The organism is Nonomuraea diastatica (assembly GCF_004349015.1).
In the GTDB taxonomy this organism is placed as follows: domain Bacteria; phylum Actinomycetota; class Actinomycetes; order Streptosporangiales; family Streptosporangiaceae; genus Nonomuraea; species Nonomuraea diastatica.
The window spans coordinates 51,531-71,813 of sequence record NZ_SMKP01000001.1 but is presented as its reverse complement, the minus strand read 5'-3'; the positions used below and the strand labels follow the sequence as shown (position 1 = coordinate 71,813).

General features: G+C 71.6%; 19 protein-coding genes. 4 read left to right on the top strand and 15 right to left on the bottom strand.

What is annotated here, in order from left to right; all coding sequences use genetic code 11:
- The 4 genes from E1294_RS00375 to E1294_RS00360 all read right to left on the bottom strand — a co-directional run bounded on the left by E1294_RS00375 (window position 1) and on the right by E1294_RS00360 (window position 5,616).
- Window positions 1-3,831 carry an AAA family ATPase gene (locus E1294_RS00375; RefSeq protein WP_132503581.1) on the bottom strand — a complete coding sequence of 1,277 codons (3,831 nt, stop codon included), beginning with the start codon at window positions 3,829-3,831 and terminating at the stop codon, window positions 1-3.
- A gap of 173 nt (window positions 3,832-4,004) precedes the next feature.
- On the bottom strand, window positions 4,005-4,199 hold the full coding sequence (locus E1294_RS55365) for a hypothetical protein (protein ID WP_090938435.1): 195 nt from the start codon (window positions 4,197-4,199) through the stop codon (window positions 4,005-4,007).
- A 190-nt stretch (window positions 4,200-4,389) separates the two neighbouring features.
- A complete protein-coding gene (locus E1294_RS00365; RefSeq protein WP_132503580.1) occupies window positions 4,390-4,695 on the bottom strand; it encodes an acylphosphatase in 306 nt (101 codons plus the stop codon).
- A gap of 18 nt (window positions 4,696-4,713) precedes the next feature.
- The gene (locus E1294_RS00360) at window positions 4,714-5,616 is read right to left on the bottom strand and encodes a LysR family transcriptional regulator (RefSeq protein ID WP_132503579.1); all 903 of its coding nucleotides are present in this window, start codon (window positions 5,614-5,616) and stop codon (window positions 4,714-4,716) included.
- 90 nt (window positions 5,617-5,706) lie between these two features.
- Between E1294_RS00360 and E1294_RS00355 the strand changes: the two genes are divergently transcribed.
- A complete protein-coding gene (locus E1294_RS00355; RefSeq protein WP_132503578.1) occupies window positions 5,707-7,014 on the top strand; it encodes an MFS transporter in 1,308 nt (435 codons plus the stop codon).
- On the opposite strand, the gene mutM is transcribed toward E1294_RS00355, so the two are convergent.
- The 8 genes from mutM to E1294_RS00315 form a co-directional block, all read right to left on the bottom strand.
- The gene (gene mutM, locus E1294_RS00350; RefSeq protein ID WP_132503577.1) at window positions 6,923-7,807 is read right to left on the bottom strand and encodes a bifunctional DNA-formamidopyrimidine glycosylase/DNA-(apurinic or apyrimidinic site) lyase; all 885 of its coding nucleotides are present in this window, start codon (window positions 7,805-7,807) and stop codon (window positions 6,923-6,925) included. The genes E1294_RS00355 and mutM overlap by 92 nt on opposite strands.
- A gap of 61 nt (window positions 7,808-7,868) precedes the next feature.
- Window positions 7,869-8,588, bottom strand: coding sequence for a ribonuclease III (gene rnc, locus E1294_RS00345; protein ID WP_132503635.1), 720 nt, complete (start codon window positions 8,586-8,588; stop codon window positions 7,869-7,871).
- Between the two features lie 204 nt (window positions 8,589-8,792).
- On the bottom strand, window positions 8,793-8,972 hold the full coding sequence (gene rpmF / locus E1294_RS00340; RefSeq protein WP_033409409.1) for a 50S ribosomal protein L32: 180 nt from the start codon (window positions 8,970-8,972) through the stop codon (window positions 8,793-8,795).
- Between the two features lies 1 nt (window position 8,973).
- Window positions 8,974-9,543 (bottom strand): YceD family protein, encoded by a 570-nt coding sequence (locus tag E1294_RS00335; RefSeq protein ID WP_132503576.1) that lies wholly within the window; start codon window positions 9,541-9,543, stop codon window positions 8,974-8,976.
- Window positions 9,544-9,676: 133 nt separating this feature from the next.
- Window positions 9,677-10,153 carry a pantetheine-phosphate adenylyltransferase gene (gene coaD, locus E1294_RS00330; RefSeq protein ID WP_132503575.1) on the bottom strand — a complete coding sequence of 159 codons (477 nt, stop codon included), beginning with the start codon at window positions 10,151-10,153 and terminating at the stop codon, window positions 9,677-9,679.
- 26 nt (window positions 10,154-10,179) lie between these two features.
- On the bottom strand, window positions 10,180-10,746 hold the full coding sequence (gene rsmD, locus E1294_RS00325) for a 16S rRNA (guanine(966)-N(2))-methyltransferase RsmD (protein ID WP_132503574.1): 567 nt from the start codon (window positions 10,744-10,746) through the stop codon (window positions 10,180-10,182).
- Window positions 10,747-11,083: 337 nt separating this feature from the next.
- Window positions 11,084-13,258, bottom strand: a complete 2,175-nt coding sequence (recG, locus tag E1294_RS00320; RefSeq protein ID WP_132503573.1) for an ATP-dependent DNA helicase RecG — start codon at window positions 13,256-13,258, stop codon at window positions 11,084-11,086.
- A 211-nt stretch (window positions 13,259-13,469) separates the two neighbouring features.
- Window positions 13,470-15,017, bottom strand: a complete 1,548-nt coding sequence (locus E1294_RS00315; protein WP_132503572.1) for a DAK2 domain-containing protein — start codon at window positions 15,015-15,017, stop codon at window positions 13,470-13,472.
- 198 nt (window positions 15,018-15,215) lie between these two features.
- Here E1294_RS00315 and rpmB point away from each other — a divergent pair, with 198 nt between their 5' ends.
- On the top strand, window positions 15,216-15,401 hold the full coding sequence (rpmB, locus tag E1294_RS00310; RefSeq protein ID WP_132503571.1) for a 50S ribosomal protein L28: 186 nt from the start codon (window positions 15,216-15,218) through the stop codon (window positions 15,399-15,401).
- 449 nt (window positions 15,402-15,850) lie between these two features.
- On the opposite strand, the gene thiD is transcribed toward rpmB, so the two are convergent.
- The 3 genes from thiD to E1294_RS00295 all read right to left on the bottom strand — a co-directional run bounded on the left by thiD (window position 15,851) and on the right by E1294_RS00295 (window position 19,553).
- Window positions 15,851-16,678 carry a bifunctional hydroxymethylpyrimidine kinase/phosphomethylpyrimidine kinase gene (thiD, locus tag E1294_RS00305; protein WP_132503570.1) on the bottom strand — a complete coding sequence of 276 codons (828 nt, stop codon included), beginning with the start codon at window positions 16,676-16,678 and terminating at the stop codon, window positions 15,851-15,853.
- Window positions 16,679-16,695: 17 nt separating this feature from the next.
- Complete coding sequence (locus E1294_RS00300) at window positions 16,696-18,315, bottom strand: hypothetical protein (RefSeq protein ID WP_132503569.1); 1,620 nt, start codon at window positions 18,313-18,315, stop codon at window positions 16,696-16,698.
- A gap of 269 nt (window positions 18,316-18,584) precedes the next feature.
- Window positions 18,585-19,553, bottom strand: a complete 969-nt coding sequence (locus tag E1294_RS00295) for a thiamine-phosphate kinase (RefSeq protein ID WP_281284348.1) — start codon at window positions 19,551-19,553, stop codon at window positions 18,585-18,587.
- A gap of 47 nt (window positions 19,554-19,600) precedes the next feature.
- Here E1294_RS00295 and E1294_RS00290 point away from each other — a divergent pair, with 47 nt between their 5' ends.
- Window positions 19,601-19,834, top strand: coding sequence for an Lrp/AsnC family transcriptional regulator (locus tag E1294_RS00290; RefSeq protein WP_132503568.1), 234 nt, complete (start codon window positions 19,601-19,603; stop codon window positions 19,832-19,834).
- A 16-nt stretch (window positions 19,835-19,850) separates the two neighbouring features.
- Entirely contained in the window at window positions 19,851-20,273 is a 423-nt protein-coding gene (locus E1294_RS00285; RefSeq protein WP_132503567.1) for a DUF3515 family protein, read from the top strand.
- Window positions 20,274-20,283 lie beyond the last annotated feature (10 nt).

Below are 20,283 nucleotides of genomic sequence, written 5' to 3'. Positions count from 1 at the left end.
TCAGGCAGACTCGCGTTCTCTGAGCCGCTGGCTGACCACCTGCGTCACGCCGTCGCCGCGCATCGACACGCCGTAGAGGGCGTCGGCGATCTCCATCGTGCGCTTGTTGTGGGTGATCACGATGAGCTGCGAGCTCTGCCGCAGCTCCTCGAACAACGTCAGCAGGCGCTGCGTGTTGGTGTCGTCGAGCGCGGCCTCGACCTCGTCCATCACGTAGAACGGCGACGGCCGCGCCTTGAAGATGGAGATCAGGAACGCCACCGCCGTCAGCGAGCGCTCGCCGCCCGACAGCAGCGACAGCCGCTTGACCTTCTTGCCCGGCGGCCTGGCCTCGACCTCGATGCCGGTGGTCAGCATGTCGGCCGGCTCGGTGAGCACCAGCCGGCCCTCGCCCCCGGGGAAGACCCTGGTGAAGATCTGCTCGAACTCCCCGGCCACGTCGTCGTACGCCGAGGCGAACATCTGCTCCACCCGGTCGTCGACCTCCTTGACCACCGTCAGCAGGTCGCGCCTGGTCTTCTTGAGGTCTTCGAGCTGCGAGGTGAGGAACGCGTGCCGCTCCTCCAGCGCCGCGAACTCCTCCAGCGCCAGCGGGTTGACCTTGCCGAGCTGGTTCATCTGCCGCTCGGCCGCCTTGGCGCGCTTCTCCTGCTCCTCGCGGACGTACGGCACGGGCGGGTCACCGGGCACCGGGGCGCCGGGGCCGTACTCGGAGATCAGGGACTCGATTTCGACGCCGAACTCCTCCAGCGCCCGCTGCTCCATCTGCTCCAGCCGCAGGCGCTGCTCGGTGCGGGCCACCTCGCTGCCGTGCACCCGGTTGACCAGCTTGTCCAGCTCCTGGCCGAGCTCGCGTACGCGCAGGCGCACCTGCTTGAGCTCGGCGTCGACGGCGACCCTGGTGAGGTCGGCCTCGTCGCGTTCCCTGGCGGCCAGCTGGATGGAGGTCGCCAGCGCCTCGAGCACCCGTTTGGCGCCCTTGCTGACGGCCTCGGCCACGGCGGCCTGCTGCCTGCGCCTGGCGCGCTGGGCGGCCGCCTGGGCGCGTTCCTGGCGCTCGCGCTGGGCGGCCCGCAGCAGGCCGTCGGCGCGGCCCTCGATGCCCTTGACGCGCTCTTCAGCGGTGCGCACCTGCAGGCGGGTGTCCATCTCGCGCTGCCTGGCGGCCTCGCAGGCGCTCGCCAGCTCGTCGCGGCCGTCGGTGGCGGGCTCCGACTCCAGCTCCTGGGCGTATTCGGCCTCGGCCAGCCGGATCTCCAGCTCGGCCAGCTCTTCCAGGCCCTCCGCGCGGGCCTCTTCCGCCTTGGTGACGCTCCTGGCCAGGCGCTCGGCCTCGGCGCGGGCGGCGCCGGCGGCGGCCTCGAGCTGGGCCAGCTGCCTGGCGGCCGCGGCGTTGCGCTGGTCGGCCTCCCGCTGGCGGCTCCTGACCTGGTCGAGCGTGCCCTGCGCGGCGCTCACGCCGGCCTGGGCGGTCGTGACGGCGGTCTGGGCCTCGCCGACGCGGGCCTGGGCGGCCTCCAGGGCCGTCTGAGCGGCCTGCTCGTGGCCGATCGCCTCGTCGAGGGCGCGGGCGTTCTCCTCCGCCCTGCTCCCGGCCTCCTCCAGGTCTTTGACGGCTTCGTCGAGTGCCGCGCGCACCTGGAGCACGGAGGTGCCGCCGTCGGACCCGCCCTCGGCCGCGTACGCGCCCACCAGGTCGCCGTGCGTCGTGACGGCCCGCAGGCCGGGATGGCGCTCGACCAGCTCGCGCGCGGACTTCAGATCGTCGACGACCGCCACGTCGGCCAGCACGTGATCGAGGGCCGGACGGAGATGGCCGGGCACCGTGACGAGGTCGGCCACCCAGCGACTGCCGTCGGGAGCCGTTCCCCGCCGCCGCGCCGCCACGCCCGGCACCCCAGCGGATCCTTGACCCGACGCATCCGCCGCCCCGGGTCCCTGGCCGGACGCACCCGCCACCTCGGGTCCCTGACCGGACACGCCCGCCGCGCCGGGGGCGGCTGCGGGCTCCTGGCGGGGCGGTGCCGGTGGGAGCCGGTCGGCGGCGTGGGCGACGAGGAGCGTGGCCTGGCCCTTGCCCTGGGCGCGGAGCAGGTCGATGGCCTCGACGGCGGTGTCGAGGGTCTTCACGGTGATCGCCTCGGCGACGGGACCGAGCACGGCCGCCACGGCCGGCTCCGCCCCCGGCGTGACCTGCATGGCGGCCGCCAGCGGGCCGAGCACCCCGGCCAGGCCGGCGTCCAGCAGGGCCGCGCCGCCGTCGCCCTTGGCCAGCCCCAGCTCCAGCGCCTCCTTGCGCGCGGCCAGCGCGGCCACCGAACGCTGGGCCTCCTGGTCGGCGGCGCGGGCGGTGGCCACGGCCGACTTCGCCGCCTGCAGAGCGGCCCGCGGCGCGTCGAGGCAGGACTTGGCCTCCTCGGCCGCCGCCCGCGCCTCGTCGGCGACCGCTGCGGCCTCCTCGACCATGGCCTGCGCCGTGGCCAGCTCCTCGGCCAGCGCGGGGTCGGCGGCGGGCTCCTCCAGCCGGCGTGCCTCCAGGTCTTCCGTGGCCTGGCGCTCGCGCTCGGTCGCGTCGGCCACCGCCGCCTGGAGTCTGCCGATCTCCTCCTCGGCGGCCCTGGCTCTGCTGCGTACGGAATCGACCTGGCCGCGCAGCTTGGCCAGCCCTTCCCGGCGGTCGGCGGCGGCCCTGGCGGCCATCGCGAGCCGCTGCTCCTCCGCGTTCAGCTCGGCCTCGGCCTCGGAGCGCCGCTCGACGGCCGCCTCCAGGAGCTCGTGCGCGTGTTCGAGCTCGGCCCTGAGGATCAGCTCCTGCTCGCGAGCCTCGGCAGCCTCGCGCTCCAGCTCCTCCGGGTCACGGCCCCTGCGCTCGATGGCGGCGGCGTCGAGCGCGTGCCGGTGGCGTTCGGCGGCGAGCTGTTCCAGGCCGGTGATGCGCTCGCGCAGCGACGAGAGCCTGAAGTAGGTCTCCTGGGCGGCGGCCAGCCGGGGCTGCGCCTCTGCCTCGGCGGCCTCCAGCGCGGTCTCGCGCTGCTGGCCCTCCGCCAGCTCGGTCTCCACCTGGTTGCGCCTGGCCGTGATCGCGGCCTCGTCGGCGGCCTCGCGCTCCAGGGTGGCACGCAGCGTGCCCACGTCGTCGGCCAGCAGCCGGAGCCTGGCGTCACGCAGGTCGGCCTGGATGACGGCGGCCTTGCGGGCGATCTCCGCCTGGCGGCCCAGCGGCTTGAGCTGGCGGCGCAGCTCCGTGGTGAGGTCCTGCACACGGGTCAGGTTGGCCTGCATGGCGTCGAGCTTGCGCAGCGCCTTTTCCTTGCGCTTGCGGTGTTTGAGTACGCCGGCGGCCTCTTCGATGAACGCCCGCCGATCCTCGGGCCCGGCGTGCAGCACGGCGTCGAGCTGGCCCTGCCCGACGATGACGTGCATCTCGCGGCCGATGCCCGAGTCGGACAGCAGCTCCTGGATGTCGAGCAGGCGGCAGGTGTCGCCGTTGATCGCGTATTCGCTCTGCCCCGACCGGAACATCAGCCGGCTGATCGTGACCTCGGTGTAGTCGATCGGCAGCGCGCCGTCGCTGTTGTCGATGGTCAGCGTCACCTCGGCGCGCCCGAGCGGGGGCCTGGAGGAGGTGCCGGCGAAGATGACGTCCTCCATCTTGCCGCCGCGCAGCGACTTGGCACTGTGCTCGCCCATGACCCAGGCCAGGGCGTCGACGACGTTGGACTTGCCCGAGCCGTTGGGGCCGACGACGCAGGTGATGCCGGGCTCGAACCGCAGGGCGGTCGCGGAGGCGAAGGACTTGAAGCCGCGCAGGGTGAGGGTCTTCAAATACAAGCGCGGCCCCCTTCTCCCTAGACGACTTCGGAAAGACTACTGGTCCCTGATGCGCCTCGCGGGCGCATGCCGTCGGAACCGACGCGACCAGGGCAAAGGAAGCTTTCCGAGGAGGGGAAAATAACAAGGGACGCCTCTTCGAGACGTCCCTGGGTCTTGCGCTCCGATCACTCTCAGGTGAGTGCCGGCTCGCGCTCTTGCATGCGGCTTAGTGCCTCATCGCGGGTTTGCGCCGCAAGAGCGTCATTCGTGGCCTGAAGTCGGATGAGTTCTGCCTCCAGATCCCGGATACGCTGCTGCAGGCGGCGCATTTCCGAGACCATTCGAGGGTCAGGACCGCCGACGTGGCCGAGTAGAGCCTTCGCCATGGTAAAGGGTCCTCCACGCTGAGTGACCAGACTGGTTCGCGCACTTCTATTCCGCGGGAGGGGTGCGCGTGGTACTTAACAAGAGTCGCACCGGCAGTGTGGGCGGTCAAGTCGATCGAACCACTGAGCCCTACTGATGGGCACTCCCGACATACAACTATACCCCATTTGGGGGGTTTAAGGGAAGTCGTTATCGCTCCACAAAACCGCCCAAACTACCTCGTGGTTCGCTCCAACGTTCCACTACTCCATCGACCCTGCCCGGCGTGTCGCAACCTCTGAGCAGCTCCAGCAGCTTGACGCACGCCGACCACGGCCCCTCGGCGACCACCTCCACCCGGCCGTCCTCGGTGTTGCGCGCCCATCCCGCCAGTCCGAGCTCGAGCGCTCTGGCCCGGGTCCACCAGCGGAACCCCACACCCTGGACCCTCCCCCGCACCCAGGCGGTCACCCGGACGCTCTCCGGATTTTCCGTATTTTTCGTGTTCTCCGACATCTGGTCTCCCATGTGGTCTCACGCCACCAAAGCCTCCGACCCGAGAGCGTGCCGGGCCGCCGCGTCGCGAAACGCCCGGATCGCCGCCGTCTCGGCCCCCCGCGCCCAGGCCAGGCCGAGGATCGACGGAGGCAGGCCGACGACGGGGACGAAGCTCACGTCGGGGCGCCTGTGGTGGGCGGCCGTGGGGGCGCAGAACAGCATGCCGCCCCGGCCGAGCGCCACCTGGGTCAGGCCCTCCTGGCTCGTGGTCACCGTACCTGCCAGGGGAATCGGACGTCCGGAAGGGGTTACGGAGGGTGTCACGCGTTCCCGCCAGGCGCGCGGTGCGGGACCGTCCAGGCCGATCAGGGGCAGGCCCGCCAGTTCCTCCGCGCCGATGCTCGCCCGGCCGGCCAGGGGATGGCGGGCGGAGACACCCAGCTCGTACGACACCCGGTTCAGGCCCTCGCCCACCGCCAGGTCGGGCTCGTCCACCGGCAACAGCGTGAACACGATGTCCACCTGTCCGGCCCGCAGCCTGCTGAACGGGTCGGACAGCGGGATCTCCACCAGCTCGACCTCGCATCCGGGGTTGCGGCTCTCGAAGGCGCGTACGCCGCCCGTGACGACATCCGTGGGCGTGGCCAGGAACCCCACCCTGAGCACCCCCGTCACCTCGCGGGCGGCCGCCTTCGCCCGGTTCACGGCCGTGGCCAGCCCTTCGTACGCGGGCCGCAGGTCGGCCAGGAAACGTTCGCCGAGCGGCGTCAGCCGCACCCGCCTGCTGGTCCGCTGGAAGAGCCGGCCGCCGATCCTGGTCTCCAGCGAGCGCATGAGCTGGCTCACCCGGCCCGGCGACAGGTAGAGGCGCTCGGCCGTACGCGCGAAGTGCAGCTCCTCGCTGAGCACGACGAAGCACTCCAGTTCCCTGAAGTCCATCTCCACCTCCACCGATTGCTTAGCCTGCCTAAACCAAGCTTTCGGCCTTCGTCATTGTTCCCGCCCGCGGGCGCCAGGAGGCTGAGCGACATGACGTTGACCGATGCACACGCCTCCACCCAGGCGCGATGGCTCGCCGTGACCTCGGTCGCGGTCGGCACCTTCACCATCGTGACCAGCGAGATGCTGCCCGTCGGGCTGCTGACCTCGATCGCCTCCGACCTTCGCGTCTCCGACGGCACGGCCGGGCTGATGATGACGGCCCCAGGGCTGGTCGCGGCGGTCGCCGCGCCCCTGCTGGCGGTGACCACCCGCCGGGTCGACCGGCGGGTCACGCTGCTGGGGCTGATGGCGTTGCTGGCGGTGGCCAACCTGGCGGGCGCGCTCTCCCAGAGCCATGCCGTCATGATGGCCGCCCGGGTGCTGACCGGGGTGAGCATCGGCGGTTTCTGGGCGTTCGCGGCCGGGCTGGCGCCCCGGCTGGTGCCCGGCCGGTCGGTCGGACGGGCCACCTCGATCATCTTGTCCGGGGTGTCGGTGGCGTCGGTGCTGGGGGTGCCGGCGGCCACGTTCGTGTCGTCGTTCGCGGGGTGGCGGAGCGCGTTCATCGCCATGGGGGCGGTGGCGCTGGTCCTGCTCGCCGTACTGGCCGCCACCCTGCCGCCGCTGCCCGGCGACCCGCCGCCGGCCGAGGACGGCCCCACCGCCCCTGCCCGGCCGCGGCACGAACGCACGCCCGCCCAGGACACCCTCACGACCGCCCAGAACGCCCTCCAGAGCCCGCAGAGCCCCCCTGACGACCGGAACGCCCTCCAGGGCACAGAGCCGGGCGCACGGCCGGGAACACGGCCGGCGTGGCTCTCACGGCCGCTCAGGCTCGTGCTCGTGCTGACCGTCCTCATCGTGTCCGGCCACTTCGCGGCCTACACCTACGTACGGCCGTTCATGGAGCAGGTCTCGCACGCCGGTCCCGCCCTCATCAGCACGGCGCTTCTCGTGTACGGCGCCGCCGGCGTGGCGGGCAACTTCGCCTCGGGCGCGCTGGCCGCCAGGAATCCCCGGCCGGTGCTGATCGCGCTGGCCGCGCTCATGGCCCTGGCCACGGCGGCGCTGCCGGTGATCGGGCTGCCCCTGGCCGTGCTCGTGGTGTGGGGCCTGGGCTACGGCGGCGTGGGCGTCGCCCTCCAGCTGTGGATCATGCGGGAGGGCGGCGGCGAGCTCGGCACGGCGCTGTTCGTCAGCGCCTTCAACGTCTCCATCGCGCTCGGCGCGTTCGCCGGCGGCAGGGTGGTCGACGGCGTCTCGATCATCGCGGTGATGTGGCTGGCGGCGGGCCTGACCGCGCTGGGCGCGGTCGTCGCTGGCATCTGGGGCAGGAGTAGGACGACCGGTTCATGAACGCCTCACGCCGGATCGGGGTGCCGCAGCGGGAGCACGGCAGGTCACGCCGGCCGTAGACCTCCAGGGAACGTTCGAAGTAGCCGCTGTCGCCGTTGACGTCGACGTAGAGGCTGTCGAACGACGTGCCGCCCTGCTGGAGGGCGGCGGCCATCACCGTGCGGACGGCGGCGAGCAGTTCGGTGATCTTGGGCCTGGTGAGCGTCTGCGTGGGGCGGGCCCAGTGGAGCCGGGCGATCCACAGGGCCTCGTCGGCGTAGATGTTGCCGACACCGCTGATCAGCGATTGGTCGAGCAGGGCCCGCTTGATCTCGGTGTGCCTGGCTCTGAGCCTGCGGGAGAACTCGTCCTCGTCGAACGCCGCCTCGAACGGGTCGGGCGCGATGTGGGCGATCGGCTCGGGCACACCGCCGGCCAGGGAGGTGAGCATGACGTGGCCGAACGTACGCTGGTCGACGAAGCGCAGGTCGGGGCCGCCGTCCTCGAAGCGGACGCGTACCCTGAGGTGTTTCTCCGGCGGCGCGTCACCGTCGACCACCAGCAGCTGGCCGCTCATCCCCAGGTGGGCCATGAGCGCCTCTTCCGCGCCCGACAGCGGCAACCACAGATATTTGCCGCGGCGCTCGGACGACAGCAGCGTGCGGCCCTTCAGCCGCGCGGTGAACTCGTCGGGGCCGGGCATGTGACGCCTGATCGCGCGGGGGTGCAGCACCTCCGCCGAGGCGATCTCACGGCCGATGACCCATTGTGCGAGGCCGCGCCTGACGACCTCGACCTCAGGCAGCTCGGGCATCACGCACCTCGCCCTCTGGACGCTGAACTATCACCTTGTGGAAACCCAGGCGCCGACAAGGTCAGCTCGCGGGCTGGCTCTCCCGCTGCTCCCTGCGGGCCCTGATGCGGGTCCACGCCGCCTCGGCCGCCTGCTGCTCGGCCTCCTTCTTGCTGCGCCCGGTGCCCGAGCCGTAGGACTCGCCGCCGACCCGCACCATCGCCGTGAACGACTTGGCGTGGTCGGGGCCGCTCTCCTCGACATGGTATTCGGGCACGCCGAGCGCCTCGGAGGCGGTCAGCTCCTGCAGGGAGGTCTTCCAGTCGAGCCCCGCGCCCAGCGACGCCGAACGCACGATCAGCGGGTCGAACAGCAGGTGCACCACCCGGAACGCCTCGTCGAGGCCCTTGTCGACATAGACCGCGCCGATCAGCGCCTCGAGGGTGTCGGCCAGGATGGACGACTTGTCGCGCCCGCCGGTGCCCTCCTCGCCCCTGCCGAGCCGCAGGAACCGGCCCAGTCCGAGCCCGCGGGCCACATCGGCCAGCGCCCGCATGTTGACCACCGCGGCGCGCAGCTTCGCCAGCTGGCCCTCGGGCAGGTCGGGATGGTTGCGGTAGAGGGTGTCGGTGACCACCAGGCCCAGCACCGAGTCGCCCAGGAACTCCAGGCGCTCGTTGGTGGGCAGCCCGCCGTTCTCGTACGCGTAGGAGCGGTGTGTCAGCGCCCGCTCGAGAATTCCGGGGTCAAGGGCGACCGCCAGGACCCGCTCCAGCTCGTCTCTGGCGACCTCCACGGCCACCGGCTTAGGACCTGCGCCCACGTGCTTCCTCCTCGGACATCTTCACATGGCGCGCCGACTGCGGAAGATGCCCGAAAACGTGGTGGGCGTCGGGGTAACGCGTAGCCCCGGCGTCCACCACGGCCGCGGGCGAACCGCCGCCGCACGCATCTGAGACGGTAACGCCGACCGAGGCACAATGGCACCCGGTCGGCATCACGTCAATCAGGCGGACGGCTCGATGACCTGACGACGGTTGTAGGTGCCGCAGGTGGGGCACGCGATGTGCGGCTGCTTCGGCGAACGGCACTGCGGGCAGCTCACCAGGGCGACAGCAGTCGTCTTCCACTGGGAGCGACGGGCGCGGGTGTTGCTCCGCGACATCTTTCGCTTCGGGACGGCCACGTCACTTCTCCTGATCGTTATCGTTCTCGGAAATCAGACCTTGCAACGACGCCCACCGGGCGTCGATCTTCTCGTGCCGGTGATCCGTGCCGGCCTCGGCCAGCTTGATCCCGCACTCCGCGCAGAGCCCTTCGCAGTCATCCCTGCACACCGGGCTCAACGGCAGCGCGAGCACCACCGCGTCGCGGAAGGTCGGCTCGAGGTCGAGCAACTCTCCGTCGAGCAGCGAATCCTCCTCCGAGGCGTCCTCGTCGGAGTAGAAGAACAGCTCCTGCAAGTTGACCTCGACATCCGAGGTGACAGGGTCGAGGCACCGCGCGCACTCCCCGGCGAGCGGGGCCTGCGCCGTGCCTGAGACGAGCACGCCTTCCATCACTGCTTCGAGCCGGAGACCCAGCTCGACTTCGGCGTCTTTGGGGACACCGATCATGTCGACGCCGAGATCTGCCGGTGCCGGGAGCGACAGGGTCGTCTGCCTCATCGTGCCCGGCCGCTTTCCCAGGTCGTGAGTGGAGATCACCCAAGGGGAGCGGGGGTCGAGGTGCTGAGTCATCCTGCTCTCGCTAGGCATGGCGAAAACCGTCGCCGTCGTACAAGGCCGAATAGAAAGAATACCAGCCCCTGCGGGGGGCGCGCCCCCCGCAGACCCCCCACAGGCATCGCGCTGCGCTCATGACCCCAGCGCCGAAGCACGCCCGCGCCCCCTAGCCCCTCAGGCGCTCGATGAGGAGCTTGTGCACCAGGTCCGGCACGAGGCCCGACACGTCTCCACCGTATCGGGCGATCTCCTTCACCCTGCTGGAGGAGAGGAACGAGTATTCGGGGTTGGTCGGCATGAACAGCGTCTCGACCCCCGACAGGCGGTAGTTGAGCTGCGCCATCTGCAGTTCGTAGTCGAAGTCGCTGACCACCCTGATGCCCTTGACGATGGCGGGGATGTCGTGCTGCCTGCAGAAATCGACCAGCAGGCCATGGAACTTCTCGACTTTGACGTTCGGATAGTCCTTGGTCACGGTCTGCAGGATGTCGATCCGTTCGTCAACCGTGAACAGGCTGCTCTTCTCGACGTTGATGAGAACGGCCACGGTCACCTCGTCGTACAGCCGCGCGGACCGGCCGATGATGTCGAGGTGGCCATTGGTGATGGGGTCGAACGACCCCGGGCAGACTACGCGGCGCAAGACGCCTCCCAGGTCTACGGGCAGGTCTACGGGTTCCCGGCGGCGCGACCGTACCAAACGGACGCTTCACCATATCGACGGACCCTCTCCTCAACGTAGCCTTCCGGCCACATAAGGGCCTTTCCCCTGCTTTCCCGCTCGAACGCCACCAACGCCTCTTCAGCCAGCCAGCCGTTGTCGCGCAGCGACTCCAGAACCCGCTCCACCTCGCCGTCGGACGTGGCGTAGGGCGGGTCGGCGAACACGATGTCGTACGGCTCATCAGGCGCTTTCCCGACCACCCGCGTCACCTTGTCGGCCACCACGCGCGCGCCGTCGAGGCCGAGCGACTCGACGTTGGCCCTGATCGTCCTGACGGCCCTGGCATCGGACTCGACGAGCAGGGCCACGGCCGCGCCCCTGGACAACGCCTCCAGCCCGACCGCGCCAGAACCGGCGTACAGGTCGATCACCCGGGCGTCGCGGATCCCGTGGAGTGAATCGAGCGTCAAGAGGATCCCTTCTCGCGCCCTGTCACTGGTCGGTCTCGTTCCGCGCCCCGGCGGCACGGCCAGGCGCCTGCCACCCGCGATGCCTGCGATGATCCGCGTCATGTGACCCATTGTTCCGCATGTTCGCGCAGGTCAAGGATGCACAAGTGTCTGCCTCGAGTACGCAAGGGTGATTCACATCGGGGGGATCGGCCCGCATGATGAGTTCTGCGGCCTTCAAGGTGACCCACATGAAGGCCGACCGGCGTGATCGTGAGCCCTTCCGCACGCCGGTTCCCTCGGCACCTGACCCGAGGGTGGGCCCAGCGGGGACGGCATTCGGGGGGAGGCCGTCCCCGCGGCTGGGCCTTTCACATGATCATCTTTATCGCGGCCTACGCCGCCTTCCGGAGGCCCTGCCCGACGGCAGCCGTGACACCGGCGACCGCCTGGATGCGCGTCAGGTCTTCTCCAGGTATTCCGCACGCTCGTCGGCCAGCAGCCGTTCGATCTCCGCGCGCAACCCCTCGTGGGAGGCGAGCTCGGGGTCGCGGGCCAGCAGCGCGCCGGCCTCCTCCCTGGCCGTGGCGATGACGTCCTCGTCGCGGAGCAGTTGCAGCAGCTTCAGCGAGGAGCGCTTGCCCGACTGCGCCGCGCCCAGGACGTCGCCCTCCCGCCGCTGCTCCAGGTCGACCCGTGACAGCTCGAACCCGTCGAGCGTCGCGGCCACCGCGTCGAGGCGGGCGCGGGCAGGGGTGCTCTCGGAGAAGTCGGAGACCAGGAGGCACAGGCCGGGCAGGCCGCCCCGGCCGACGCGGCCGCGCAGCTGGTGGAGCTGGGAGACGCCGAAGCGGTCGGCGTCCATGATGATCATGACGGAGGAGTTGGGCACATCGACCCCGACCTCGATGACCGTGGTGGCCACCAGGATGTCGAGCTCGCCCCGCGTGAAGGCGCGCATGAGCGCGTCTTTCTCCTCCGGAGGCAGCTTGCCGTGCAGCGTGCCGACCCGCAGGTCGTGGAAGGGCCCCTCGGACAGGAGCTTGGCCACGTCGAGCACGGCGAGCGGCGGGCGGCGCTCCTCTTCGGCGGGGGTCGCCAGATCGCCCTCGTCGCCCTCCAGGTCGCCGATGCGGGGGCACACGATGTAGGCCTGCCGGCCCAGCGCCACCTCCTCCCTGACCCGCTCCCAGGTGCGTTCGAGGTAGTGGGGCTTCTCGGCGGCCGGGACGACGTGGGTGGTGATGGGGGCACGACCCGACGGGAGCTGGGACAACGTCGAGATCTCCAGGTCGCCGAAGACCGTCATCGCGACCGTGCGCGGGATCGGCGTGGCCGTCATCACCAGGACGTGCGGGCGCGTTCCGCCCGCCTTCTCCCGCAGCGCGTCGCGCTGCTCCACCCCGAACCGGTGCTGCTCGTCGACCACGACCAGCCCGAGGTCGGCGAACTGGACGTGCTCCTGCAGCAGCGCGTGCGTGCCGACGACGATGCCCGCCGTGCCGGAGGCGGCGTCGAGCAGGGCAGAACGGCGAGCGGCGGCGCCCATCGAGCCGGTCAGCAGGGTGACGGCCGTCCCCCCGAACACGCCCCCCTGCGCCAGGTCGCCCAGCATGGTGGTGATCGAGCGGTGGTGCTGCTGGGCGAGCACCTCGGTGGGCGCCAGCAACGCCGCCTGGCCGCCCGCGTCGACCACCTGGAGCATCGCGCGCAACGCCACCACCGTCTTGCCCGCGCCGACCTCTCCCTGCAGGAGCCGGTGCATCGGATGCTCCAGCGCGAGGTCGTCGGCGATCTCATCGCCGACCTTCGCCTGCCCCTCCGTCAGCGAGAACGGCAGCCGCGCGTCGAAGTCGTCCAGCATGCCGCCGGACCGCGTGGGCCTGGGCCTGGCGGGCCAGGCCGTGGCCGCCTGCCGCCTCTGGAGCAGCACCGCCTGCAACACGAACGCCTCGTCGAACTTGAGCCTCTTGCGCGCCCGGCCGACCTCGGCGAAGTCTTTCGGCCGGTGGATGGCCACGAGCGCCTCGCCCAGGTCCTGCAGGCCGTGGCGGGCCCGCAGCTCGGCGGGCAGCGGATCCTCGAGTGGGCCCAGCGTGTCGAGCACCACGCCGACCGCGCGCCTGATCGCCCACGGCGTCAGGTCCTTGCCCGCCGGGTAGATCGGCACTGGCGCCGCCGCGAACTCCTCCGCGCTCGCCTCACCCTCCTCGAACAGCTCGAACTCCGGGTGAGCGAGCTGCCAGCGCGGCTTGGCCCGCGCGCCGAACAACCCCACCTTGCCGGCGAACATCCCGCGCCGCCCCGGTTTGAGCCGCGACTCGGCCACGTGGGAGCCCTTGCCGAAGAACGACAGGTAGAGCCTGTTGCCGTTGCCGTCGACGATCTCGACCTCCAGCCAGGTGCCGCCCCGGTTGCGCATGGGCTTGCGCATCAGCCTGGTCACCTCGCCGACCACCGTGACATGCTCGTCGACCGCGAGCGCGTCGAGTGAGGTCAGCTCGCCGCGCTCGGCATAGCGGCGCGGATAGTGGCGCAGCAGGTCGCCGACCGTCTCCAGGCCGAGCACGCTGTGCAGCAGCTTGGCGGTCTTCGGGTCGAGGGCCTTCGTCAGAGGCTCGTCGAAACGGCTCACGGCATTTAGTTCTACCGCCTGAGGCCGACAGGAATCCCCTCCGCCGCCGCCCGCGTGCCGATCTGACGGCCTGCACCGGGAATCCGGAGCTCGCACGGACCGCGCCCGCCGGTCCCCTCGGCCTCCGGACCGGGCGGGCACCCCCGCGGGACGGTGCTCGCCCGGTCGGCGTCCGGACCGGGCGAGCACTCCCGCGGGACGTCGCTCACCGTCATTCCACGCCGATCAGGAGCGGGTAGCCACCCTGCTCGCCGTCGTACACGACGAGGTCGACGTCGGGGCGCGTACGCCTGAGACGGTCCTCGACGCGGCCGGCGAGCCCTGCGGGCGCGTGCGCGCCCGTGACCAGGGTCACCAGCTCGCCGCCGCCCGCCACCATCCGGTCCACGACCGTGGTGGCCACGTGGTCGATCGTGTCGCCGATCACGGCGACGTCCCCGTCGATCAGGCCGAGCACGTCACCGGGGCGGCACAACCCCGCGCTGGTGAACGCCTCCCCGCCGGCCACCGTCACGTGCCCGCGCCTGGTGTGGCCCGCCGCGTCCGTCATCGCGACCACGTCGTCGTCGAAACGGCGCAGCGGATCGTGTACGGCCAGGGCCGCCAGCCCCTGCACGGTTGCCTCCGTGGGCAGCACGCTGACCGTGACGCCGTCCTCGCGGGCGATCTCCGCGGCCGCGGCGGCGACCGCCCTGACCCCCTCGTCGTTCGGCAGGACGGCCACCTCGCCTCCCGCCTGCCTGATCGCGGCGAGCATGGCGGGCAGCGTGGGCCTGGCGCCGGGAGCGCGCCGCACCACGACCGCGCCGCACTCCTCGAACAGCGCCGCGATCCCGTCGCCCGCGGCCACCGCCACCACGCCCCTGCCCGCGCCGCCGCGGTGGGTGCGTTCAGCCAGATACGTGATCCTGATCCGGTGCGGCCTGCCCGCCCGCAGCCCCGCCTCGACCGCCGGCCCAGCCTCGGCCACGTGGACGTGCACGTTCCAGAGTCCCTCGCCGCCGACCACGACCAGCGAGTCGCCCATGGCGTCGAGCTCCTCGCGCAGCGCGTGGACCGCGCGGTCGCCGGCGTCCAGTAGGTACATCACCTCGTATCCCGCACCCACCTCGGCCATGGGCGCCACCCGCGCGGTCGGTGCGGGAACGTCGTAGTGGCCGGCGGACGAGCCGGTGATCACTGAGGCGAGCGTCTCGAGCACGATCGCCGCACCGGCGCCGCCCGCGTCCACGACGCCGCTGCGGGCCAGAACATCGAGCTGGCCGGTCGTCCGGCGCAGCGCGACCCTGGCCTCCTCCGCCGCCTGCCGCGCCACCGCGTCCAGGTCGCCGGTGCCGGTGTCCTGGACGGCCCTGGCGGCGGACTCCAGCACGCTCAGCACCGTACCCTCGACCGGCCTGGCCACTGCCTCCCTGGCCAGCGTGGCGGCCCTGAGCAGCCCGGCGCGTAGGTCGGGACCGTCCTTCAGCACCTCGGCGAGACCGCGCAGCGCCTGGCTGACGATCACTCCGGAGTTGCCGCGCGCCCCGACGAGGGCGCCGTACGAGAGGGTCTGCCACACCACGGCCGCGTCCACGTCGTCGGGCAGCGACTCGACGGCCTCGGCCGCCGAAAGCATGGTCAGGTGGAGGTTGGTGCCGGTGTCGCCGTCGGCGACGGGGAACACGTTGAGCGCGTCGATCTCCGTCCTGGCCTGGCCGAGCGCGTCGGCGGCCAGGCGGGCCCAGCGGCGCACGGCGGGCGGGTCGAGGATCTTCATGCCGGTCCTTCGACCTCCCCGATGCGCTACGGTTGTGCGAGGAGAATATCGCCGCATCGGACCTGGTCCAGTGCTCTGGTTCGCGCCCATCGGGGTGGATCGGATATTCTCGTCTGGCTGGCCGGTCGTCCCGGCATGCCCTCCGCCCGGAATTCATCCGCGGACAGGGCTACATCGACTGTTTTAAGGAGCGATACCGTGGCTTCCGTCTGCGATGTCTGCCACAAGGGGCCGACGTTCGGCAACAACGTGTCACACTCCCACCGCCGCACCCGCCGTCGTTGGAACCCCAACATCCAGACGGTCCGCGCGGTCGTCGGCGGCACGCCGAAGAAGCTGAACGTGTGCACCTCGTGCATCAAGGCGGGCAAGGTCACCCGCTAGCCCGCAGGTTTCACGAAGCCCGTCCGTTCCTGAGGGAGCCGGCGGGCTTTCGTCATTCCCGCCCCCGAGACCGGGTCTCTCGGCGCTCGCTCGCCTCCCATCCGAAACACCTGGCCGGGGCGGGAGGAACGCCTGGGGGATCGTAGGGCGCGGGGCGCGGCGGAGGCCCCGGAAGGCCGGTCAAGGACGCGACGCACGGCTCCAAGAGGGTCCCGGGCGCGCGGCCGCAGGAGGGCCCGGCCCGGGGCACGACGCACGGCCCCAGGAGGACCCGTGCGGGACGCGGGCGGCGTCTCGGTCCCCCCTGACGGGCCCGGCGGCCGGAGTGCGGCTCAGCGCCCCGGCGAACGGCGTACGGCCTTCCGTTCACGTGCCAGGGGCGCCGGTGGCGGTGGAGACTCGCTCGAAAGGCGCTCGGAGGTGGTTGAGAGTCCGGCGAGAGAAGACGGTCAGCGCCAGTGCCAGGCGTGGTCGACGGGGCCGATGCCGCCGCCGAGGGGGAAACCCCTGGCGATCGCCCCCGTCACGTACTCCTTCGCCTTGCCCACCGCCGACGGCACGTCGTCGCCCACCGCCAGACGGGAGGCGATGGCCGAGGCGAGTGTGCAGCCCGTGCCGTGGGTGTGGCGGTTGTCGAGGCGTTCCGCGGCGAAGCGGAACTCCTCGGTGCCGTCGGTGAGCAGGTCGACCGGGGCGCCGGGCAGGTGGCCGCCCTTGATCAGCGCCCACGCGGGCCCCAGCTCCAGGACGGCGTCGGCGGCCCTGCGCAGGCCGTCCTCGTCCTCGACCTTGATCGAGGTGAGCTGCTCCACCTCCCACAGGTTCGGCGTCACCACGGTGGCCACGGGCAGCAGGCGCGTCCGCATCGTCTCGACGGCTTCGGGAGCCAGCAGCGAGTTGCCGTGCTTCGACACCCCGACGGGGTCCACGACCAGCGGCGCGTCGTACGGACCGAGCGCGTCGGCCACCGTCTCGACCAGCACCGGCGAGGCGAGCATGCCGGTCTTCACGGCCTGCGCGCCGATGTCGCCGAGCACCGAGTCGAGCTGCGCGCGTACGGCCTCGGGCGGCAGCTCCCAGTAGCCCTGGACGCCCAGCGAGTTCTGGGCGGTCACGGCGGCGATGACGCTCATGCCGTGGACGCCCATGGCCATCATGGTCTTCAGGTCGGCCTGGATGCCCGCGCCGCCCCCTGAGTCGGAGCCGGCGACGGTCAGCACGCGTGGTGGGGTGGAAACCGCAGCGGAAGGGGCGCTTTGCGGGGATCGCTCCGTCATGTCCCCTATCCAACCACTCAGCTGACGACGCACTCCCCGCTGACCATTCCGCAGTTGGCCGCCGGCGCGCCCCTGCCCGTCGCGGTGAACGACACCTCGACCGTGGCCCCCGCGGCCAGCTGCGCCGACACGTCGAGAATCAGCAGGTCACCGTCCTGCGTCCAGTCGGCGCCCCGAACGTCCACGACCCTGCCCTCGACCGGGACGGAGACCGTGGGGTTCTGCAGCGTCTCCGCCGAGGTGTTGGAGAGGCGCAGGTTGACCGCGTACGTGGTCATCCGCTGCCTGATGGTCTGCTGGACGTTCACCGAGCCGTTGCCGGACGGCGAGCCGAAGGATCCCGTGTCGTCCGAGGGCTCGGGGACGCTGGTGGTGGTCGGAGCGGCGCCGATGTCGGCGTCCACGGAGGAGGGCTCGTCCAGCGGCGTGTCCTGAGGCACGCTCTCCTCGTCCGGCTCCTGCGCCGGCTCCTGCGCGGGTTCCTTGGCCGGCGCCTTCGACTTCTTCACCCTGGTCTTGGTGGGCGTCGGCCTGGCCGGCTCCGTGTGGCGCGGGCGGGCTTGGTACGTGACGGTGGGCGTCGGGGTCTCGGCCGGTCCGGTGTCCTTCACCGGCTCGTCCGAGGGCTCCTCTTCCGGCTCCGTCTCCTCCACGGGAGGCTGGGAGATCTCCGGTCCCGGCCGGTTGGTGGCGCCCTGCACGGCCGCGCACGTGGTGTCCGCGCACTTGTCCGTGCCGCCGGAGGTGCTCATGAGCTTGACGCCCGCCACGGTGCCGCCGAGCACGACGGCCACGGCGGCGACGGACAACAGCGCGACCCGGCCCTTGCCGCCGCTCGACGAGGCGCCGGGGAGCAGCTCGTCGTCACGGCGGGCCTTGCGGCGGCCGCGGGGCCCCTCAGGGCCGCCGGGGCCGGAGTCGGCCGACCAGCCGGAGCCCAGGAACCCGGTTTCCGTGTTGGCCCAGGCCGGCGCCTGGGCGGCGGTCGGCGCTCCGGCCACCTTGACGTCGCCGGGCTCGGGCGGGCCGCTGCCGTGGACGGGGCCGGAGGGTGCGTCGAACCTGGCGGTACGGTCATCGGGCTCGTCGAAGAACCCGGAACGATCCGCGGGGGCGTCGAAGGATGCGGTCCGGTCGTCCTGCTCCCCTGATGGCCCCCCGAACGGCCCGGACCTGTCGCCCGATGCGAACGGATCAGGACGGTCTCCTGGCGCGCCGAGCGGGCCAGGCGGGTTCGCAGGGCCGCCGAACGGCTGGTGGGCCGGGTCGCCGAACCGCCCGTCGTCCGCGGGACGGCTGAAGGCGCTCGCATGGCCCGACCCCGGGGCCCCGGGAGCCGGCATGCCGGCGGGGCCGCCGAACACGGCCGTCTGGTCGGCGGGATCGCCCATCGGGCCTGCGCCAGGTCCGTTGAAGGGTCGGTCGGCGGGCGGGCCCCACTCGGACGGGCGGGCGAACGCGCCCGTCGTCTCCATCGGCCCGGCCTCGTCGCCCCTCTGAGGCGGCTGGAACGGGCTCCTGGAGTCGGTGGCCGGCGGGAAGCCGGCGGGGGTTGCGGGCAGCGCGAAGGCTCCGGTGGTCTCGAAGGGCTCGGACTGCGGCGTGCGCGGCGGCGGTGCGTCCGTACGCCGTGGCATGGGAGCCCACTGGCCCGTCACCTCGGGCTGATCCGGCAGAGAAGGCCAGCCTGGCTGCTCGACCTCCTCGTCAGGACCCCAGAATGCGCTGCCGTTCCCCCGTTCGTCCCCGTCTTCGGATCCACCTGTGCCGTGGCGGCCCATGGCTGCCCTTTCTCCCGGTTACAGTGGCCGCCAATCTTCATAACACCTTCACTACGCCGCTGTCACAACAATCCCGTTAGTCACGCCCTAAATCCGGAAACTTTCACGCAAATCGGGACAAGTAATCACTCAAAGTGATCCCAGCCGCGACGCCCGACCTCCCGGCCATACACCACGACGCCGGAACCTTCGACCACGCGGCCCACGACCTGCCACGATTCGGGCAGGCGTACCTCTGCGGGGAATACCGCCGCGAGCGCGTGATCCTCACCCCCCGTGAGCACCCACTCCAGCGGATCGGCCCCCACCTCCTTAGCCGCCACCGCCACGGGCTCCGCCACGGCGAACGCCTGGGGATCCAGCTCGATCCGCACCCCACTGGCCTCGGCGACGTGGCCGAGGTCCTGCAGCAGCCCGTCACTGACGTCGAGCATCGCGCCGGCCCCCAGCTCGGCCGCCCGCGGCCCCATCGTGTAGGGAGGGGACGGCCTGCGATGCGCGGCCACGACCTCCTCCAAGGCCGCAGAGCCCGCCGGCGGGCCCTTCTCCAGCAGCGCCCATCCGGCCGCCGCGTAGCCGAGCCGGCCCGTCACGGCCACCACGTGCCCCGGCCTGGCCCCCGAGCGGAGCACGGGAGCACGCCCCTCCAGATCGCCCAGCGCGGTCACCCCGATGACGACCTGGTCACACCGGGTGACGTCGCCGCCGGCCACACTGGCGCCGACCACGGCACACTCGTCGCGAAACCCGTCGGTCAGCTCGTCGAGCCAGGTCAGGGGCAGGTCGGCGGGGATGCCGAGCCCCACCACGATCGAGGTGGGGACGGCGCCCATGGCGGCGACGTCGGCGAGGTTCTGGGCCGCGGCCTTGCGCCCCACGTCATAACCGCCGGACCAGTCACGGCGGAAGTGCCGGCCCTCCAGCAGCAGGTCGGTCGAGACCACGACACGCCTGTCGGGCGCCGCCACCACGGCGGCGTCGTCACCCGGCCCGAGTATCACCGCCGCACCCTGGGGAAGGCGTCCGGTAATACGATTTACCACACCGAATTCGCCGAGATCTCCGACTGTGATGACGCACCTCCTGACGCACACAGGGTACGGTTACCCATCGGCGTGATCCAATCGCCCGGGAGGACGTAATGGTGCAGGCCTACATCCTTATTCAGACCGAGGTAGGCAAGGCCGCTGCCGTGGCCCACGAGATTTCCGGCATCCCCGGGGTCACTCAGGCAGAAGACGTGACAGGGCCCTACGACGTGATCGTGCGCGCGGAGGCCAACAACGTCGACGAGCTGGGCAAGCTCGTCGTCGCGCAGATTCAGGCGGTGGAGGGGATCACGCGTACCCTGACGTGTCCGATCGTCCACATCTGAAGGTAGTAGTCGTCGCATGCGTGCCGCCGCCGTCCTGTTCGTTCTCCTGACGCTCGCCGGGTGCGGCACGGTGCGGGTCGATCCGCCCACGCCGCAGGGGGAAGCGGTGGCCGCGTGCGACAAGCTGGCCGGGCTGCTGCCCGAGACCCTCGACGGTGACGAACGCGGCACGTCCACGCCCGAGTCACCATACGTCGGCGTCTGGGGCGAAGGAGCCATCGCGCTGCGCTGCGGGGTGGGCCGCCCGGTCAGGATGGCACCCACCGACCAGCTCCAGGAGATCGGCGGCGTGGGCTGGTTCGCCGATCCCGAGAGGCCCACGTTGTTCACCGCGGTGACCGACACCGCGTACGTGGAGGTCACCGTCGGAGGCGAGCACGTCGCCGCCGAGGTGCTCACGGACCTGTCGAAACCGATAGCCCAGATGTCGCCTCGATGACCCGCCAGGT

Coding starts and splice junctions, on each gene's coding strand:
- E1294_RS55365 (WP_090938435.1), bottom strand. CDS start 4,199: ATGGCGAAGGCTCTACTCGGCCACGTCGGCGGTCCTGACCCTCGAATG.
- E1294_RS00365 (WP_132503580.1), bottom strand. CDS start 4,695: ATGTCGGAGAACACGAAAAATACGGAAAATCCGGAGAGCGTCCGGGTG.
- E1294_RS00360 (WP_132503579.1), bottom strand. CDS start 5,616: ATGGACTTCAGGGAACTGGAGTGCTTCGTCGTGCTCAGCGAGGAGCTG.
- E1294_RS00355 (WP_132503578.1), top strand. CDS start 5,707: ATGACGTTGACCGATGCACACGCCTCCACCCAGGCGCGATGGCTCGCC.
- mutM (WP_132503577.1), bottom strand. CDS start 7,807: ATGCCCGAGCTGCCTGAGGTCGAGGTCGTCAGGCGCGGCCTCGCACAA.
- E1294_RS00335 (WP_132503576.1), bottom strand. CDS start 9,543: ATGCCTAGCGAGAGCAGGATGACTCAGCACCTCGACCCCCGCTCCCCT.
- rsmD (WP_132503574.1), bottom strand. CDS start 10,746: ATGACGCGGATCATCGCAGGCATCGCGGGTGGCAGGCGCCTGGCCGTG.
- E1294_RS00315 (WP_132503572.1), bottom strand. CDS start 15,017: ATGAAGATCCTCGACCCGCCCGCCGTGCGCCGCTGGGCCCGCCTGGCC.
- thiD (WP_132503570.1), bottom strand. CDS start 16,678: ATGACGGAGCGATCCCCGCAAAGCGCCCCTTCCGCTGCGGTTTCCACC.
- E1294_RS00300 (WP_132503569.1), bottom strand. CDS start 18,315: ATGCCACGGCGTACGGACGCACCGCCGCCGCGCACGCCGCAGTCCGAG.
- E1294_RS00290 (WP_132503568.1), top strand. CDS start 19,601: ATGGTGCAGGCCTACATCCTTATTCAGACCGAGGTAGGCAAGGCCGCT.
- E1294_RS00285 (WP_132503567.1), top strand. CDS start 19,851: ATGCGTGCCGCCGCCGTCCTGTTCGTTCTCCTGACGCTCGCCGGGTGC.